We start from the raw sequence: 17,293 nt of genomic DNA, 5'->3' as shown, positions 1-17,293 counted from the left end.
TGGGGGTTTGGGGGCATTTGCCCCCAAATGGGCTTGGGCAATCGCCCAATTTTTAGCCCTGGTGGAGCACCCGTTCGATGAACTCACCCATGGCGCCCAAGACGGAATCCTTGGCTTGTAAATGGGGGATATGGGCGCAGTTGGGGATCATCAGGCCCTCCGCCGGGCCGCTTGACCAGCGGAGGATCTCTTCCACCTGCATTTGCGTGCCGTATTCGTCCTCCTCTCCCTGGATCACCAGCAGGGGGCAGCGGATATCCGGCAATTCATCAACCATGGTCCAGCCCTTGAACGCGGACCTCCTCCAGGTGTCGTTCCAGCCGTGGAAGGCCCCATCCACGTTCTCCCCATGGTAACGGGCAAGGCGATCGCGCAGGTTCGTCGTTTCCCAGGCCGTTTTGGCGTCCAGGACTCCGGCGATGGTCACGTCTTCCACAAAGACATGGGCGGCCTCGGTAATGGCGGCGAGCGGTTCCATGGGGCGGGCCGCCGCGAACAACAGGGCGATGGTGCCGCCGTCCGAATGGCCGATCAGGATATGCTGTCGGGGCCGGATGCCGACCTGATCAAGGACCTGGGGAAGGACCTGTTCGCCTTCAACATGCAGGTAGTCAAAGGGGCGTGGCCCCACGGGGATGGGGTCGGATCCGCCAAAACCCTGCCGCTCGTACAGGAACCCGCGCAGCCCCGTGGCACGGCAAAGGCGTTCGGGGAAATCCTTCCACATGCGGATGCAGCCCAGGCCTTCATGCAAGAAGACCAACACCGGCCCCGTGTCCACACCGTTGGGGGTCAGCCAGCGTCCCTTGAGGTGGACACCCCCGATATCCAAGTCCAGGTCTTCCACGGATACGGTCCCCTGGTCCGAGTCCCCTGGGTCCTTTGTGTCCAGGCCTTTCCCGGTCATGCGTCGATGATCTCCCTGAAGTCCTGCTCCGTCAGGATCGCGAGTCCCAGGTCGCGGGCCTTCTTTTCCTTCGATCCGGCGTCGGCACCGACCACGACATAGTCGGTCTTGGACGATACCGATCCGGCGACCTTGGCTCCCAGGGCCTGGGCCCGGGCCTTGGCCTCGCCCCGGCTCATGGTGTCCATGGTTCCGGTGAAAACGATGGTCTTGCCCGACAAGGGGCTGTCTCCGCCGATGGCCACACGTTCGAAATCGGTCACGGTCAATTGGGCGTCCAGGGCGTCCAGGGCGTCCTGATTGTGCTTCTCGGCGAAGAAGGCCACCAGGTCCCGGGCCATGGAGGGGCCAATCCCGTTGATGTTTTTCAATGCCGTGAAGGCCTCGTTGTCCTCTTCCTCCCCCGCTCCGGTACCTGCTGCCTCCATGGCGGTGCGCAAGGTGGACAGGGAGGGGTAATGTTCGGCCAGCAGGCGGGCAGTGGCTTGGCCCACCTGGGGGATACCCAGGGCGAAGATGAAGCGGTCGAGCCCGATGACCCGCCGCTCATCGATGGCCTTGAACAGGTTCTCCGCCGATTTGGCGCCCCAGCCTTCCCGATTGCGCAGTTTAATCAGGCTGTTGGCGTCGTCCGTTTCCTTCAGACGGAAGATGTCTGCGGGCGCGCGGATCTCTCCGCGTTCATAAAAGGCCTCGATATGTTTGCCGCCCAGTCCTTCGATATCAAAGGCATTGCGCGAGACAAAGTGTTTCAGCCGCTCTACCGCCTGGGCCGGGCAGGTTAACCCACCGGAACAGCGCCGGGCTACCTCGCCCTCCTGCTGGACCACATGGGATCCGCAGACCGGGCAGGTTTCGGGCATGGCATAGGGGGCGCTGTCCTCGGGCCGCTGGTCGAGCAGGACTTCCACCACTTGGGGGATGACGTCTCCGGCCCGCTGGATCGTCACCATATCGCCAAGCCGGATATCCTTGCGGTCGATTTCGTCCTGGTTATGGAGGGTCGCCCGGCTGACCACCACGCCCCCCACGGTCACCGGTTCCAACTCGGCGACGGGGGTGAGCACACCAGTGCGGCCCACCTGGACGATGATCCTGTTGATCCGGGTTTGGGCCTGTTCGGCGGGGAATTTTCGCGCGATGGCCCAGCGTGGCGCGCGGCTGACGAAGCCCAGCCGTTTCTGCCAGTCGATGCGATCCACCTTGTAGACAACACCGTCGATGTCGTAATCCAGCTCCGCCCGTTTCAGGGCCAGCTCGGCGGTCGCTTCGACCAGAGCTTCAACCCCCTCGCAGATCCGGGTTTCCGGGTTCACCGGAAATCCCCAACGGCGCAGGCGCTCCAGGAACTCGTGGTGGCTGGCCATCTCCAGGCCGTCGACTTCGCCCCAGGAATAGGCGAAGAAACTCAAGGCCCGCTCCGCCGTGATCTTGGAATCCAACTGACGCAGGGAGCCTGCGGCGGCATTGCGCGGATTGGCGAAGACCTTGCCGCCCCGTTCCACTTGCCGGGCGTTCAAGGCGCGAAAGTCCGCCTTACCCATGTAGACCTCGCCCCGCACCTCAAGGATGGCGGGCAGATCCTCACCCGACAGGGTTTTGGGCAGGGAAGCGATGGTCATCATGTTGGCGGTGATGTCCTCACCCGTCGTCCCATCGCCACGGGTGGCGGCGCGGACGAATCGCCCTCCTTCGTAGCGGGCCGAGAAGGACAGCCCGTCGATCTTGGGCTCGGCCACATAGGGGATGGGGGCTTCTGCGTCCAGGCTGAGGAACCGGCGGATCTTCTGGTCGAACTCCCGGGCTTCGTCGTCGTCGAAGACGTTGCCGAGCGAGAGCATGGGAACGGCATGGGTGACCTTGTCGAACCCCTCGGTGGGGGCGGTGCCCACCCTGCGGGAGGGGCTGTCCTCGCGGATCAGTTCGGGGAACCGGGCCTCGATCTCGCGATTGCGTCGGACCAGGGCGTCATAATCGCCATCGCTGATCTCTGGCGCGTCCTTGCCGTGGTACAGGGCGTCATGGCGGGCGATCTCGGCGGCCAGAAGGGCCAGGTCCTCGGCGGCCTGTTCGGCGGTGAGGTCGGTCACGGGAATCATGGGGTGGTCCGGTGCCTTCTGTTGAGGGGCCACTATGGGGAACAAGCACCGTTTTAGACCACCCTGTGCCCAGAGGAAACAGGGTTTGCGATGGGAGACAAGGGCCGGTTCACACCGCCCGTCAGGAGGCCGCGACGGTCATGGGGGCCGAGTCGGTGATCATTTCTTCGTTCAGGGTCACGACGCGATCGCGACCGGATTTTTTGGCCTTGTACATCCGCTTGTCCGCCAATTCGACCAGCTCGGACCAGTCTGCGCTTTCATCGGCGACCATTTCGGCGACGCCGATGCTTGCGGTTTGGGGTTCCCCATCGGGACGGTTGCCCAGGCCCAATTCCCGCAGACGCAAGATGGCGTTCAACGCCCCCACACCGGTGGTATTGGGCATCATGATGATGAACTCCTCGCCCCCCCACCGGACGACGATATCGCCGCGGCGCAGCACCTTGCGCAGGGACTCACAGGCCCGTTTGAGGGTCTTGTCCCCTTCTTCGTGCCCGAACCGGTCGTTCACCGATTTGAAATGGTCCAAATCGAGAAAGGCGATGGAAAGCGGCAATCCCGATCTTTGGGAACTGTTGAACTGGACATCCAGCAGTTCCTCGCCCACCCGGCGGGTGTAGACCTTGGTCAGGCCGTCGTGGGCCGCCTGATTGACCAATTGGGTCATGAAGTGCAACTGGCTCATGCCCGCCAAGGTGGCCACGATCGCCAGCAGGGCCAGCAGCCAAAGGGCGCCCAGGTAATAATTGAAGGGCTCCAGGGGAAATCCAAGGATAGCTACGCCGAATTGGGACAGGATCAGGGGAGCCGTCAGGGCGACTCCCTCCACGAAGGTGATGGGAAAGACCGCGAGACCGGCAACCATCACAAAGGGCAGGAAGGCATAACCGGAGGCAAAGACCTGTTGTATCGCGGTCAGGTCAAAATTCGCCAAAGAGGGTACGCTGATAATAAAAAAGAGGCAGGGGATGGCCAGAAGCAGGGCCAGGGCTGTCATGGCCGAGCGCATGCGCTCCGTATTGCGGAATCCCAGGGCGATGCTGCCGAAGGTGACCGTGGCACCGACCCGCAGGGCGGTCAGAATACCCGACAGCGGCCAAGGGAACATCACCATATCGACGGCGATCCATAGGGGCGTGAGTACGGCGAAGGTCATCGCAACCCAGCGCACCCGAGAGATAATCAGAATCGCCCTGCGGCGCTGAACGAGGGGCGAATGCCCGAGTGGCAGAACAAGGTCGTACATAAGATCCGCTGTGAGTTCGTTGGTGATCCGAGCCAGCGCCCCACTAATGTTTGGTCCCGGTTTGGCCATTCCCAGTTGCCCGAAGGCCCCCCTATCTTACGTGTTTTGCGGTAAGATAGGGAGTATGCGCAGGGAAGTAAAATAAAACCCTTTCAATACTAAGGGTTATATACCTACCTACCCCCATAGGGCTGGGGCTGGGGGGGAGACGATCCCTTGGGCAAAGTCCAGGCCTGGGGACCGGTCCTTTGCCAGCAGGACAGGGCCGTCCAGGTCGACGAAGGCCGCCCGGTCGGCCAGGAGAAGCGCCGGGGCCATGGCCAGCGAGGTGGCGAGCATACAGCCGACCATGATGCCCATGCCCTGGGCCTCTGCGGCATCGGCGAGTGTCAAGGCGGCGGTCAGCCCTCCGGTCTTGTCCAGCTTGATATTGACCAGACCATATCGGCGGGCCAGTCGGGGGAGGTCCTCTGCCGTATGGACGGATTCGTCGGCGCAGAGGGGGACGGGGCTGTTGATCCCCTCCAAAGCCTCGTCCGCATCGGCGGGCAGGGGCTGTTCGATCAGATCCACGGACAAATCGGCCATGGCCGCCAGCAGGGCAGGAAGGTCTTCGGCGGCCCAGCCTTCGTTGGCATCGACGATCAGCTTCGAATCGGGGGCACCCTGGCGCACGGCGGTTACCCGGGTGATGGGATCATCCCCCCCCACCTTGATCTTCAGCAGCGGGCGGTTGGCCAGGGCGCGGGCCTTGGCCTCCATCTCCTCGGGCGGGCCGAGGCTGATGGTTTCCGCTGTCACCGCCGGAGCGGGTTCGCGCAGGCCAAGGGTCCGCCAGGCGGGTTGGCCGGAGCGTTTGGCCTCCAGGTCGATCAGGGCGCAGTCCAGGGCATTGCGGGCTGCGCCCGGGGCCATGGCCGACAGCAGCCCCTGGGAGGTCAGTCCCTCGGCCACCAGGGGTACCATGGCCTCCAGCGCTTTCAGGGAGTCCGCCACGGTTTCCCCATAGCGGGCATAGGGAACGGCCTCTCCCTGGCCAACGACGGTTCGACCGTCCGCCAGGGTTTGGGTGATGCGGGCGAGGATCACATGGGCTTCGGTCTTGGCGCCCCTGGAAATGACGAAGGACCCGGCAATCGGCCAGCGTTCGTCCGACAGGGTCAGCAGGGGCGCGGTCTCGGTCCCGGTTCCGGTCACGCTCACGGCATTATCCCTTCGCCATCAGGCTGTCCACCAGGGGGGCGACGCCGGTGCGTACCGGATCCACGCAGGGGAGGCCGAAGGTCTCGGCGGTGTGGGCCATCAGGTCCTGGGCCTCTGCATCGGCCAGGGCAGAGGTGTTGAAGGCCATTCCGAGAACCTGAACGTCCGGATTGGTCAGCCGGGCGCAGCGCAGGTTGAGCTCCATGCACTCCTCCAGCGAGGGCAGGGCGCGCCCAGGTAGGCCGCGCATATGGGGGCGGTTGGGCTCGTGGCAGATCACCAGATAGTCGGGTTGGGCACCGTGCAGAAGGCCAAGGCTGACTCCGGCGAAGGAGGCATGGAACAGCGAGCCCTGACCTTCCACCAGATCCCAATGGTCGGCATCGTGGGCGGGGGCGAGGCGTTCGGTGGCGCCGCTGATGAAATCGGACACCACCGCATCAACGGAGATCCCCGACCCGGCGATCAGGATGCCGGTCTGGCCCGTGGCCCGGAAATCGGCTTTCATGCCCGCGTCGCGCATGGCCTTTTCCATGGCCAGCATGGTGTACATCTTGCCCACCGAGCAATCGGTGCCCACGGCCAGGATGCGCTTGCCGCTGCGGGGTTCGCCGGTGCCCACATCCAGGGGGTCGGTGGGGTGGCGGACATCATGCAAGGCCACCCCCTTGGCGGCGGCGGCTTCGGCCAGGCCCGGAACATCGGCGACCTTCTGGTGCAGACCCGCTGCGATGTCGAAACCCAGCTCCACGGCCTGGAGCAGGATCTCCCGCCAGGCCTCGCCGATGCGGCCACCCCGGTTGGCGACGCCAAGCACCAGGGTTTCGGCTCCGGCGGCGCGGGCTTCCTCCAGGGTCATGTCGGGAATCCCCAGGTCTGCCTTGCAGCCGGGCAGACGGAATTGTCCCAGGCACCAGTCCGGCCGCCATTGGTGAATGCCATTGGCGGTCTTGGCCGCCAGTTTGTCGGGGGCATCGCCGAGGAACAGCAGGTAGGGCGCGCGAAGGGCCATGGGAGACTCCTGAGACCAGAAAGAGGGAAAAGACGATGAAAATGACAGTATAGGGGCGGTTAGCGTCCCTCAATCCGCTTAGATGGGGCCCCAACGACGGGCCGCCAACCCCGGTGAGGGACGACTTCCGGGTTCCTAGAGCGGAATGAGGAAAAGTGTGTGCGGTTTTCCGTCTCATTCCGCTCTAACTATATGATCTAGTGGTTCGAATCTGACGCTTCGAACCACTAGGCTCTTCGATTGATGGATCAACTTATCAAAACATTTGAGTGGCTTACCGGATTGTCTGCCGATCCCGACGTTGAACTCAAATGTTTCGGTTGATCCACTAGGTGGGTTATTTCGCATGCGCGGCCTTGCGGGATGGAGGGAAACGGACCATTAACGATAAGGCCAGTCTGTTCTCCGATAGGGATTCCCGATGAGCATCCACGCTGCCTTGCACCACCGTACGGAATACAAATACGACCGCTTGGTCAAGTTGTCACCCCAGGTGATCCGTCTGCGTCCCGCGCCGCACAGCCGAACGGATGTGCTGTCCTATTCTCTCAAGATTACGCCGGAACCTCATTTCCTGAATTGGCAGCAGGATCCCCATTCCAATTGGTTGGCCCGAGTGGTCTTCCCCGAGAAGGTGGATCATTTCTCGGTCGAGGTGGATCTGGTCGCCGATATGGCCGTCTTTAACCCCTTCGACTTCTTCCTGGAGCCCGAGGCGGAGACCTTTCCCTTCGCCTATGCGTCTGATCTTGCCGAAGAACTGGCGCCCTTCCGCAAGCTGCCCCCGCTGACCCCCAAGCTTCAGGAATTGGTGGACTCCATTGATCGGACCGAGGCCCGCACGGTCGATTTCCTGGTGACCATCAACCAGCGCCTTCAACAGTTGATTGCCTATACCGTGCGCATGGAACCGGGTGTCCAGTCGCCGGAGGAAACCCTGACCCTGGAGCGCGGCTCTTGCCGGGACAGCGCTTGGCTGTTTGTCGCCGTTTTGCGTCACCTGGGTCTGGCGGCCCGCTTCGTTTCCGGTTACCTGCTGCAACTCACCGCCGACCAGAAATCCCTGGACGGTCCCAGTGGGCCGGAGGCCGACTTTACCGACCTGCACGCCTGGACCGAGGTCTATTTGCCCGGTGCCGGTTGGGTGGGTCTGGATCCCACCAGCGGTCTGTTCGCCGGAGAGGGCCACATCCCCCTTGCCGCGACGCCGGATACGCCCTCTGCGGCGCCGGTCTCGGGCCTTGTCGAGCCCTGCGAGACCACCTTCGACTTCGAGATGTCCATTTCGCGCATCCTTGAAACGCCGCGAGTCACCAAGCCCTATTCGGAAGAGCAATGGGCGGCCATCGAAAGCCTGGGCCATGAGATCGACCGCAAGCTTCAGGAGGGCGATGTCCGACTGACCATGGGCGGAGAGCCCACTTTCGTTTCCATCGACGACATGGATGGGCCGGAGTGGAACACCGCCGCCGTCGGCCCCGACAAGGAGCGACTGGCCACGGGCCTGATCCACCGCCTGCGCGCGCGCTACGCCCCGGGCGGCTTCCTCTTGTTCGGCCAGGGCAAATGGTATCCGGGCGAGCAGCTTCCCCGCTGGGCGCACCACCTGTATTGGCGCAAGGATGGCAAGCCCATCTGGCGGGACCCCTCCCTTCTGGGCGATACGGTCTCCAACAAGGGGTACGATATTCCCGAGGCGGAAACCTTCATCAACGCCCTGGTGAAGCGTCTGGATGTCACGCCCAAGGCGATCCAACCCGCCTATGAGGATCCCTGGCATTTCATCGAGCATGAACGACGCCTGCCCTTCAACGTCGACCCCATCGACAATAAGATTGCCGATCCCCAGACCCGGGACCGGGTCGCCCGGGTTTTCGAGGAGGGGGTCAACAAGCTGCGGGGCTACGTCCTGCCGATCCAGCGCTGGAATGCGCCGGCCCAGGCGCCCAAGTGGCTGACCGAAGTTTGGAAATTCCGCCAGGGCCGGTGCTATCTGATCCCCGGTGATTCGGCCCTGGGCTTGCGCATTCCGCTGGACAGCCTGCCTTGGGTGCCCCGGGACTCCTACCCCTTCATCTACGGCCAGGATCCCACCGAGGACCGGGATGAACTGCCCGAGCCGCCCCCCTTGCCCGAACCCGCGCCCCTTTCGGGCCCCCTCTTAGGTCAGCGGGTCCAGGCCAGCATTCCCGGTGCGGCGGAAGCCCAAGCCCCCGACGAGAACGCCCAGCGTTTGATGGAGCAGACCGCCGGGGACGGTGAGGGTGGCGTTGTCCGCACGGCCCTCTGTGTCGAAGCCCGCAATGGTCGTCTCCATGTCTTCATGCCGCCGACCGAACGGCTGGAGGATTACCTGGAGCTGCTGAACGAGGTGGAGAATACGGCAGTTGAACTGGGCCTGCCGGTGACCATCGAAGGCTATCCCCCGCCGCAAGACTCCCGCCTGAACGTCATCAAGGTGACCCCAGACCCAGGCGTGATCGAGGTGAACATCCACCCCTGTTCCTCCTGGGATGAGTTGGTCAACAATACGGAGATCCTCTACGAGGAAGCTCGGGCCAACCGCTTGGGTACGGAAAAGTTCATGATCGACGGGCGCCATGTCGGCACCGGCGGCGGCAACCACCTGGTGGTGGGCGGGGCCAGGACCAAGGACAGCCCCTTCATCCGCCGCCCGGATCTGCTGGGCAGCATCGTCCGCTATTGGCAGAACCATCCCGCCCTGAGTTACCTGTTCAGCGGCCTGTTTATTGGCCCGACCAGTCAGGCGCCCCGGGTGGACGAAGCCCGGGACGATACCCTCTATGAGCTGGAGATCGCGCTGGCTCAGCTCCCCACCAAGGAGCAGTCGGAGGCCAATCCGCCCCCGCCCTGGTTGGTTGACCGGGTGATGCGCAATCTGTTGGTTGACGTCACCGGCAATACCCACCGGGCGGAGATCTGCATCGACAAGCTCTATTCCCCGGACAGCGCCACGGGGCGCCTGGGGTTGGTGGAGTTCCGCGCCTTCGAGATGCCCCCCCATGCGCGGATGAGCCTCGCCCAGCAACTGCTGCTCCGTGCGATGATCGCCCGCTTCTGGGAGCAGCCCTATACGGCGCCTCTGGTGCATTGGGGTCACGCCCTGCGTGACCGGTTCATGCTGCCTTACCATGTGTCCGAGGATATGCGCGACATCTGCGAGGACATGACCCGGGCAGGCTTCCCCATCGATTTCTCTTGGTTCGCCCCGCATATCGAGTTCCGCTTCCCCCGTTACGGCGCCGTGCGCCACGGTGGCGTGGAGATGGAAGTGCGCCATGCCCTGGAGCCCTGGCACGTCATGGGCGAGGAACCCGGCGGCGGGGGCACGGTCCGCTTCGTCGACAGCTCCGTCGAGCGCCTGCAGATCAAGGCCTCGGGGCTGGTCCCCGGGCGCCATGCCATCACCTGCAACGGGCGGCGCCTGCCCATGGCGGACACCGGCACTCCGGGCGAGGGGGTCGCGGGCATTCGCTACCGTGCGTGGCTTCCGGCGAGCTGTCTGCATCCGACCATCGGCGCCCATACGCCCCTGGTCTTCGACATCGTGGACCTATGGAGTGGGCGCTCTTTGGGGGGCTGCACCTATCATGTGACCCACCCGGGCGGGCGGAACTATGAGACCTTTCCGGTCAATGGCAATGAGGCCGAAAGTCGCCGTTTGGCGCGCTTCTTTCCCATCGGTCATAGCCACGGCCTCATGGGCACACCCAGGGAAGAGCGTAATCCGCACTTCCCGGCGACGCTTGATCTGCGCTGGATGGGGTAAGAATGGCAGCCTGATGGGCTTTTACCCACTCCCGTCTGAAAGGCCTCCCAGAGGCCTTTCAGACCCTCCGGTTCAGCCGTCGGCGATGGGACTGGGACCCCGTTCCAGATAGCTGCTGAGCGCGATGTAGCTTCGGGTGCCCGTGAAACCCTCGATGGCATGGATCCGCTCCAGGAGTTTTTCCAGGGCATGGGTGTCCCTTGTCCGGACCTTGAGCAGTACGGCGCTTTCCCCCGTGACGGTGTGGATCTCTTCCACGTCTGGCAGGTCCTTCAGGGCCAGGAGGTGGCGAGTTACCGCCCAACTGGTCGTGTCCACATGCACGAAGGACAGCAGCGGTCGGCCCAGTTTGGCCCCGTCGAGCACCGCCACGGTGCCTCGGATCACCCCCTCTCGTCGCAACCGCTTCACCCGCTCGTGCGCCGCAGGCGCGGACAGGTGCACCCGCTCCCCCAATTCGGCGTAGCTTAAGGAGGCGTCTTCGGACAATAGGCCTAATAACATTCTGTCCTTTGCGTCCAGGCGTACCGGGCCGGGGTGGGGATTCGGAACGGTATTCGAATCTTCGAGCATGGCATCCCTTGAGTCTTTGAGAGCGAAAGCTGAGTCAGTATATCTGGCTATGGCCGAATGCCGTTCGGAAATAAGCTGATTTTACTGGAGATTATTAGGATGTTTGACACTAAGGTGGCAATTCTGGTTCTCGAGGATCTGGCTGTCTGGCAAAAACTGAACGTGACGGCTTTCCTTGCCACGGGGATCGCTGCTGATGCGCCCGAAGCCATGGGGGAGCCCTATGTGGACGCTGCGGGCCGGTCCTACGCGCGGCTGTTGGGGGAGCCCATGTTGATTTTCGGGGCAGACCCCAAAGCACTGGCCCGTGCTCATCGGGTCGCCGGAGAGCGGGCGCTGTCCTGCGCAGCCTATGTGCGCGCCATGTTTTCCACCGGCCACGATGCGGCGAACCGAGAAGTTTTCTTGGCCGAATCCCCCGAGGCGCCCGATCTTGTGGGAATAGCCCTTCGAGGACCGAGGAAGGACGTCGACAAGGCGATAAAAGGGGCGAAGCTGCACTCGTGATGTCTGTCTCAAGGCACGGTACACGACAATCTTTCGTCTTTTTTGGGCGATAGCCCAAGCCCCATTTTTTTAATGGCCTGGGGTCTGGGGCCTTTCGGCCAGTAAATGCCTGGGGTCTGGGGCCTTTCGGCCCCAGTGGGGGGCGGGGCAAAGTCCCGCATTTTTCGGTTTTTCAAGACGACAGAGTATAGAGGAAACGGGACCGGCATGACTCAAGCTGATCCCGTTTCACTCTAAGCGCTGTCAGGCATCCATCTTTTTCACGTCCCAGATGTCCTGGGCGTAGGTATGGATGGAGCGGTCAGAAGAGAACTTGCCGATCCGGGCCACATTGAGAATGGCTTTTTCCGCCCAGGCGCTCTGGTCCTGGTACAGGGTGTCGACCTCCTCCTGGGCCTTCATGTAGCTGCGGAAATCGGCCAGCACCATGTAGGGATCGCCGCCGTCCAGCAGGGCGTTGACCAGCGGATGGTAGCGCTCGAGATCCTCGGCGGAGAAAAAGCCGTTGCGGATCATGTCGATGACTTCGCGCAGTTCACCGTCGCCGTTGTACCAATGCCAGGGGTTGTAGCCTTCGGCCTTGGACTGGGCCACTTCCTGGGCGGTCAGGCCGAAGATAAAGATGTTGTCCTCGCCCACTTCCTCGAGGATTTCGATATTGGCGCCGTCCAGGGTGCCAATGGTCATGCCGCCGTTCAGGGCGAATTTCATATTGCCCGTGCCCGAAGCTTCCGTCCCGGCCGTGGAGATCTGTTCGGACAGGTCGCAGGAGGGGATCAGCACTTCCGCCGTGGACACATTGTAGTTGGGGACGAAGGCCACCTTCAACAGGCCGCGGGCGGCCGGGTCGTGGTTGATGGTTTCGGCCACGTCGTTGATCAGTCGGATGATCTTCTTGGCCATGAAATAGCCCGGCGCGGCCTTGCCCCCAAAGATCACCGACCGGGGGAGGAGATCCAGGGTGGGGTCCCGGCGGATGCGATTGTAGCGGGCGATGACCTGAAGGATGTTCAGCAGTTGGCGTTTGTATTCATGGATCCGCTTGATTTGGATGTCGAACAGGGAGTTCGGGTCCAGGGCGACCCCCCGCCGCTCGGCCACCAGGGCCGCCGCCTTGACCTTGCAGTCCTGTTTGATGGCGAGGAACTTCTTCTGGAAAGCTTTGTCCTTGGCCAGCGTCTCAAGGCCCCGGAGCTTGTCCAGGTCGGTCACCCAGCCATCGCCCACGGCCTCTGTCACCAGGGCCGAGAGGGCGGGATTGGACTGGAGCAGCCAGCGCCGCTGGGTGATGCCATTGGTGACATTGACGAATTTTCCGGGGTACAGGGCGTCGAAGTCCGGGAAGACCCGTTCCCGCAGCAATTTGGTGTGCAGGGCGGCCACACCGTTGACCTTCTGGCTGCCGACCACGGCCAGATGGGCCATGCGTACCCGGCGGGTGTTCTCGTCGATCAGGGACAGGCGGCGCAGCATGTCCATGTCTCCGGGGTAGGCGTGGCGGACATCTTGCAGGAACCCATGGTTGATTTTGTAGATGATCTCCAGGTGCCGGGGCAAGATGGCCTCGAACATCTCCACGGGCCAGGTTTCCAGGGCTTCGGGCAGCAGGGTGTGGTTGGTATAGGCGAAGGTCTGGCGGGTGATGGTCCAGGCTTCAGGCCAAGCCAGACCGTAATGGTCGATCAACAGACGCATCATCTCGGGCACGGCGAGCGCCGGATGGGTGTCGTTGAGCTGGATGACGATCTTTTCCGGGATCAGGTGCGCGTTCTTATGGACCTTCATGAACCGGACAATGATGTCCTGCAGGGAGGCGGAGACGAAGAAATACTCCTGCTTCAGGCGCAATTCCTGGCCCATCAAGGTGGTGTCCATGGGGTAGAGAACCTTGGACAGGGTCTCGCTGACGGTTTTTTCCTTCACCGCCTCGATGTAGTTGCCCTCGTTGAAGTAGCGCAGGTCGAAGTCCTGGGTCGAGCGGGCCGACCAGAGGCGCAGGTTGGCGGCGAAGTCTCCGCCGAAGCCGGTTTCCTTCAGGTCGTAGGCAACGGCCATGACCTCTTCGGCGTCCACCCAGCGGCAGCGCTCCTGGCCGTCCTCGTCTCGGAAGCAAACGATGCGGCCGCCGAAGCGCACGGGGTATTCCACGTTGTGGCGCATGATCTCCCAGGGGCTGCCGTTGCGCAGCCAGCTTTCCGGGTGCTCCACCTGTTGGCCGTTCTCGATGGTCTGGGAGAACATACCGAATTCGTAGCGGATGCCGTAGCCATAGCCGGGATAGCCATGGGTTGCCATGGAATCCAGGAAGCAGGCAGCCAGACGGCCCAGACCCCCATTGCCGAGGGCGGGGTCGCTTTCCTCCTCGATTACCGCGTCGAGGTCCTGATCGAGCGCGGCCAGGGCGGCGCGGACAGGGGCCTCGATACCCAGGTCGAGCAGGTGCTTCATCAGTCGCCGACCGGTCAGGAATTCCATGGAGAGGTAATAGACCCGCTTCATGTCCTGGCCATATTGGGTGCGCGACGTGCGCATACCTTGTTCAGACAGGTGGCCGCGCAACATGCCGGCCAGGGCTAGATACCAGTCATGGGCGGTGGCGCTGGAGGGGTCGAACCCCACGGATCGCACCATGGAAGCGACGAGCCCCCGCTTGATCTGCTCCACATCCGTGAAGTCGATGCCGGCTTCCAGCTCGAAACCATCGGCGATCACATTATCCATGCGCGAAACTCCTAGTGTAAAAGGTGGTCGTTCAAGGTTGAACGGACGGGCAAGGTGAACGGACGGGCAACAGAAACGGGCGGGATGTCCGAACGGCAACTCCCGTAGTTAAGCAAGAGTTATGCCAATGTCGGTGGGGAAAAACGCTTCCCCCAATTCTGGTCTATCACCCTGCAGTCATCAAGTCCGTGTACACTTTCAAGTACTCCTGAGCGGAACGCTTCCAACTGAAATCCTGGGCCATGGCCGCGCGTCGGACTCGGGCCATGGTGTCGGGATCATGGAACAGGGCGACCGCCCGGCCCACGGCCCATTCCACGGCGTCGATGAAGGCATGGTCGAAAACAACCCCCGTGCCCTCTGGATCCTCATCCACGGAGCGTACGGAATCGGCCAGACCGCCGGTTCTACGCACCACCGGTGCCGTACCATAGCGCAGCGCATAGAGCTGTGTCAGGCCGCAGGGTTCGAAGCGGGAGGGAACCAGCAGGAAATCACTTCCAGCCTGGATAAGGTGGGACAGGCGCTCGTCGTAACCCACATGGATGCCGACCCGTCCCGGGTGACGGGAGGCGGCGAGGTTCAGTTCGTATTCCAGATGGCGATCTCCGGAACCGAGGATGGCCAATTGCGCGCCTTCACCAACCAGTCGATTGATGGCTCCCAGGACCAGATCGATGCCTTTCTGCTCAACAAAGCGGCTGACGAGGCCGAACAGGGGGGTGCTGCCATTGCCATCCAGGCCCATCTGGCGCTTCAGGGAGGCTTTGTTGGCGGCCTTTCCCGGTTCCGGATTGGCTGGATCAATGGGGGCGGCAAGGTGGGGGTCGGTCAGGGGGTCCCAGGCTGCCATGTCGATTCCGTTCAAAATGCCACGCAGCTTTTCTCCCCGCTGTCGCAGCAGTCCGTCCAAACCCTGGCCCTCGTAGGGAGTCTGTATCTCCCGGGCGTAGGAGGGGCTGACCGTCGACACGGCTTGGGAATATTGAATGCCCGCCTTCAGCATGGATACCAACCCGTGGTATTCCAATCCCTCAATGGAGAACTGGTTTTGGGGCAGGCCGACCATCCCCAGGATTTCCTGGCCGAAAATTCCCATGTAATGAAGGTTGTGAATGGTGAACAGCACCGGCGGACGGCGGACGGACCAAGCCTTCAGATAGGCGGGGACCAGGCCGGTCTGCCAATCGTGGGCATGGATCACGTTCGGGCGCCAGTCCATCAGATCGCCCGCCGCACCGATCATGGCCGCGACTTTGGCCAGCAGGGCAAACCGCTTGAAATTGTCCGGCCAGTCGTTCCCAGGAGTGATCATGTAGGGGTCGCCCGACCGCTCGTACATCGGCGGGCAATCCAGCAGCCAGAGCGGGCAGCCCGTGTCGGGCATGCTGCCCTCCAGCAGGCGGCACTCGCCGACACCCAGGGGATCGCCCAGGGCCACGGACCGTCCGGTCAGGGTGGCCCGGCCCATGGCATCCGGGTAGGCGGGGAGCAGAATGCGGGCGTCCACGCCCACGTCGCGCAGGGCAGCGGGAAGGGCGCCCGCCACGTCACCCAAACCACCGGTTTTGACCAGCGGATAGGCTTCGGAAGAGACGAACAGAACTTTCATTGTCAAGGCAAAGCCCCCGGAGCAGTTTTCGAAAAAAAGAGGAATACAGGGGTCCCTCCGTTTCCGAACCCGCCCTGTCATGTGTTTCGGGGGACCTCACTTACCCCCAAAATGCCCCGGTCCGGCTCGTCCGGACAGGGACGTGTTATCCCTGCCAAGAATTCCACTCCGGCACAAGCGACAATATGATGGAACCCTGTGCATCTCGACGATGGGTGCTGCGCATTAGGGCACCGCGCGGTTTTTCATGAATCTCTCATTTGCTTCATGCATATAAGAGCAGAGAGATCTATAGTGTGCTCAATAAGATCATACCGAGGGAAGTGAAATGGACCAGGTCACCGCGTTTCAATTGGATATCAACCGCGCCCTGAAGGATACCCTTGCCCTGGTGCTTGCGGGCGGGCGGGGATCGCGGCTTCGCGATCTGACCAACCGGGAATCCAAACCGGCCGTTCCCTTCGGTGGGAAGTACCGGATTGTCGATTTTCCTCTGTCGAATTGCATGAATTCCGGGATTCGCCGCATGTGCGTGCTGACCCAATACCGGTCCCATAACCTGATCCACCACATTCAGCGGGGATGGGGCTTTCTGAAGGCGGAAATCGGCGAGTTTGTGGAGCTTTGGCCCGCCCAGCAGCAAACCGTCAAGGAAAGCTGGTACCTGGGGACGGCGGATGCCGTGCACCAAAACCTGGACCTGATCCGCATGCATGCACCCCGCTATGTGCTGATTTTGGCCGGAGATCACATCTACAAACAGGATTACGCCAAGCTTTTGGCCCATCACATCGAAAGCAAGGCCGATTGTACCGTGGCCTGCGTTGATGTCCCCCGGGAAGAAGCGTCCGGTTTCGGATGCGTGGATGTGGACGAGAATGACCAGATTACCCATTTCCTGGAGAAGCCGACAGATCCCCCCTGTATCCCGGGCCAACCGGATCGGACTTTTGCATCCATGGGGATTTATATCTTCAGCGCGGAATTTCTCTACGAGGTTTTGGAACATGACGCTGAGGTTGAGGGCAGCGCCCATGACTTCGGCAAGGACATCATCCCCCATTATGTGGGAAAGGCGCGCATCGTTGCCCACCGGTTTAGCCAATCCTGTGTCTATTCCGTGGGACGGCGCGAGCCCTATTGGCGCGATGTGGGAACAGTCGATGCCTATTGGGCGGCCAACATCGATCTGGTGAATGTCACCCCAGCTCTCGACCTTTATGATACCCACTGGCCCATCTGGACCTATCAGATGCAGCGGCCTCCGGCGAAGTTCGTTTTTGATACCGATGAGCGTCGGGGTGTCGCAACGGATAGCCTTGTCTCTGCGGGCTGCATCGTGTCCGGCGGGCGGGTCAGTGGATCCCTGTTGTTCAACGATGTGCGGGTGAATTCTTTCAGCATTGTGAAAGATACGGTGGTCCTGCCCATGGCCGATATCGGCCGCCATTCCCGGCTGAGCAAATGCATTGTCGGCACAGGCTGTCGCGTCCCCGAAGGGCTGGTTGTGGGCGAAGATCCCTATCTGGACAGCCAGCGCTTCCATGTGACCGAACAGGGGGTGACTCTGGTAACGCCGGATCGGTTGGCCATGTTGTAATGGGGCACCATTGTAACGGG

11 protein-coding genes are annotated in these 17,293 nt (G+C 62.3%); 3 read left to right on the top strand and 8 right to left on the bottom strand.

Annotated features, from left to right (window positions below; genetic code table 11):
- Positions 1-52: 52 nt before the first annotated feature.
- The 5 genes from ACLIRY_RS15280 to dgcN form a co-directional block, all read right to left on the bottom strand.
- Positions 53-907 (bottom strand): alpha/beta fold hydrolase, encoded by an 855-nt coding sequence (locus tag ACLIRY_RS15280; RefSeq protein ID WP_413206277.1) that lies wholly within the window; start codon positions 905-907, stop codon positions 53-55.
- Positions 904-3,006, bottom strand: coding sequence for an NAD-dependent DNA ligase LigA (ligA, locus tag ACLIRY_RS15275; protein WP_413206276.1), 2,103 nt, complete (start codon positions 3,004-3,006; stop codon positions 904-906). Before ligA ends, ACLIRY_RS15280 begins: the two co-directional genes overlap by 4 nt.
- A 121-nt stretch (positions 3,007-3,127) precedes the next feature.
- Positions 3,128-4,255: a diguanylate cyclase gene (locus tag ACLIRY_RS15270; RefSeq protein ID WP_413206275.1), complete on the bottom strand. Its 1,128-nt coding sequence runs from the start codon at positions 4,253-4,255 to the stop codon at positions 3,128-3,130.
- Positions 4,256-4,432: 177 nt separating this feature from the next.
- A complete protein-coding gene (dgcA, locus tag ACLIRY_RS15265) occupies positions 4,433-5,458 on the bottom strand; it encodes an N-acetyl-D-Glu racemase DgcA (RefSeq protein ID WP_413206274.1) in 1,026 nt (341 codons plus the stop codon).
- A 4-nt stretch (positions 5,459-5,462) separates the two neighbouring features.
- The gene (gene dgcN / locus ACLIRY_RS15260; protein WP_413206273.1) at positions 5,463-6,470 is read right to left on the bottom strand and encodes an N-acetyltransferase DgcN; all 1,008 of its coding nucleotides are present in this window, start codon (positions 6,468-6,470) and stop codon (positions 5,463-5,465) included.
- Positions 6,471-6,891: 421 nt separating this feature from the next.
- Between dgcN and ACLIRY_RS15255 the strand changes: the two genes are divergently transcribed.
- Complete coding sequence (locus ACLIRY_RS15255) at positions 6,892-10,260, top strand: DUF2126 domain-containing protein (protein ID WP_413206272.1); 3,369 nt, start codon at positions 6,892-6,894, stop codon at positions 10,258-10,260.
- 72 nt (positions 10,261-10,332) lie between these two features.
- On the opposite strand, the gene ACLIRY_RS15250 is transcribed toward ACLIRY_RS15255, so the two are convergent.
- A complete protein-coding gene (locus ACLIRY_RS15250; protein ID WP_413206271.1) occupies positions 10,333-10,833 on the bottom strand; it encodes an Lrp/AsnC family transcriptional regulator in 501 nt (166 codons plus the stop codon).
- Positions 10,834-10,932: 99 nt separating this feature from the next.
- On the opposite strand from ACLIRY_RS15250, the gene ACLIRY_RS15245 reads away from it, so the two are divergent.
- On the top strand, positions 10,933-11,340 hold the full coding sequence (locus ACLIRY_RS15245) for a DUF2000 family protein (RefSeq protein WP_413206270.1): 408 nt from the start codon (positions 10,933-10,935) through the stop codon (positions 11,338-11,340).
- A gap of 243 nt (positions 11,341-11,583) precedes the next feature.
- On the opposite strand, the gene ACLIRY_RS15240 is transcribed toward ACLIRY_RS15245, so the two are convergent.
- Positions 11,584-14,061, bottom strand: coding sequence for a glycogen/starch/alpha-glucan phosphorylase (locus ACLIRY_RS15240; RefSeq protein ID WP_413206269.1), 2,478 nt, complete (start codon positions 14,059-14,061; stop codon positions 11,584-11,586).
- 166 nt (positions 14,062-14,227) lie between these two features.
- On the bottom strand, positions 14,228-15,673 hold the full coding sequence (glgA, locus tag ACLIRY_RS15235; protein WP_413206314.1) for a glycogen synthase GlgA: 1,446 nt from the start codon (positions 15,671-15,673) through the stop codon (positions 14,228-14,230).
- 328 nt (positions 15,674-16,001) lie between these two features.
- Between glgA and glgC the strand changes: the two genes are divergently transcribed.
- Positions 16,002-17,273, top strand: coding sequence for a glucose-1-phosphate adenylyltransferase (glgC, locus tag ACLIRY_RS15230; RefSeq protein ID WP_413206268.1), 1,272 nt, complete (start codon positions 16,002-16,004; stop codon positions 17,271-17,273).
- Positions 17,274-17,293 lie beyond the last annotated feature (20 nt).

The organism is Rhodospirillum sp. A1_3_36 (assembly GCF_047263945.1).
Lineage (GTDB): Bacteria > Pseudomonadota > Alphaproteobacteria > Rhodospirillales > Rhodospirillaceae > Rhodospirillum.
Note: the sequence above shows the minus strand (reverse complement) of the source record. Positions and strands in the feature narration are given on the sequence as shown.

Bases quoted from the DNA above. Each gene is read 5' to 3' on its own strand.
- ACLIRY_RS15280 (WP_413206277.1), bottom strand. From the start codon at position 907: ATGACCGGGAAAGGCCTGGACACAAAGGACCCAGGGGACTCGGACCAG.
- glgC (WP_413206268.1), top strand. From the start codon at position 16,002: ATGGACCAGGTCACCGCGTTTCAATTGGATATCAACCGCGCCCTGAAG.
- ACLIRY_RS15245 (WP_413206270.1), top strand. From the start codon at position 10,933: ATGTTTGACACTAAGGTGGCAATTCTGGTTCTCGAGGATCTGGCTGTC.
- ACLIRY_RS15240 (WP_413206269.1), bottom strand. From the start codon at position 14,061: ATGGATAATGTGATCGCCGATGGTTTCGAGCTGGAAGCCGGCATCGAC.
- ACLIRY_RS15250 (WP_413206271.1), bottom strand. From the start codon at position 10,833: ATGCTCGAAGATTCGAATACCGTTCCGAATCCCCACCCCGGCCCGGTA.
- ACLIRY_RS15255 (WP_413206272.1), top strand. From the start codon at position 6,892: ATGAGCATCCACGCTGCCTTGCACCACCGTACGGAATACAAATACGAC.
- dgcN (WP_413206273.1), bottom strand. From the start codon at position 6,470: ATGGCCCTTCGCGCGCCCTACCTGCTGTTCCTCGGCGATGCCCCCGAC.
- glgA (WP_413206314.1), bottom strand. From the start codon at position 15,673: ATGAAAGTTCTGTTCGTCTCTTCCGAAGCCTATCCGCTGGTCAAAACC.
- ACLIRY_RS15270 (WP_413206275.1), bottom strand. From the start codon at position 4,255: ATGTACGACCTTGTTCTGCCACTCGGGCATTCGCCCCTCGTTCAGCGC.
- ligA (WP_413206276.1), bottom strand. From the start codon at position 3,006: ATGATTCCCGTGACCGACCTCACCGCCGAACAGGCCGCCGAGGACCTG.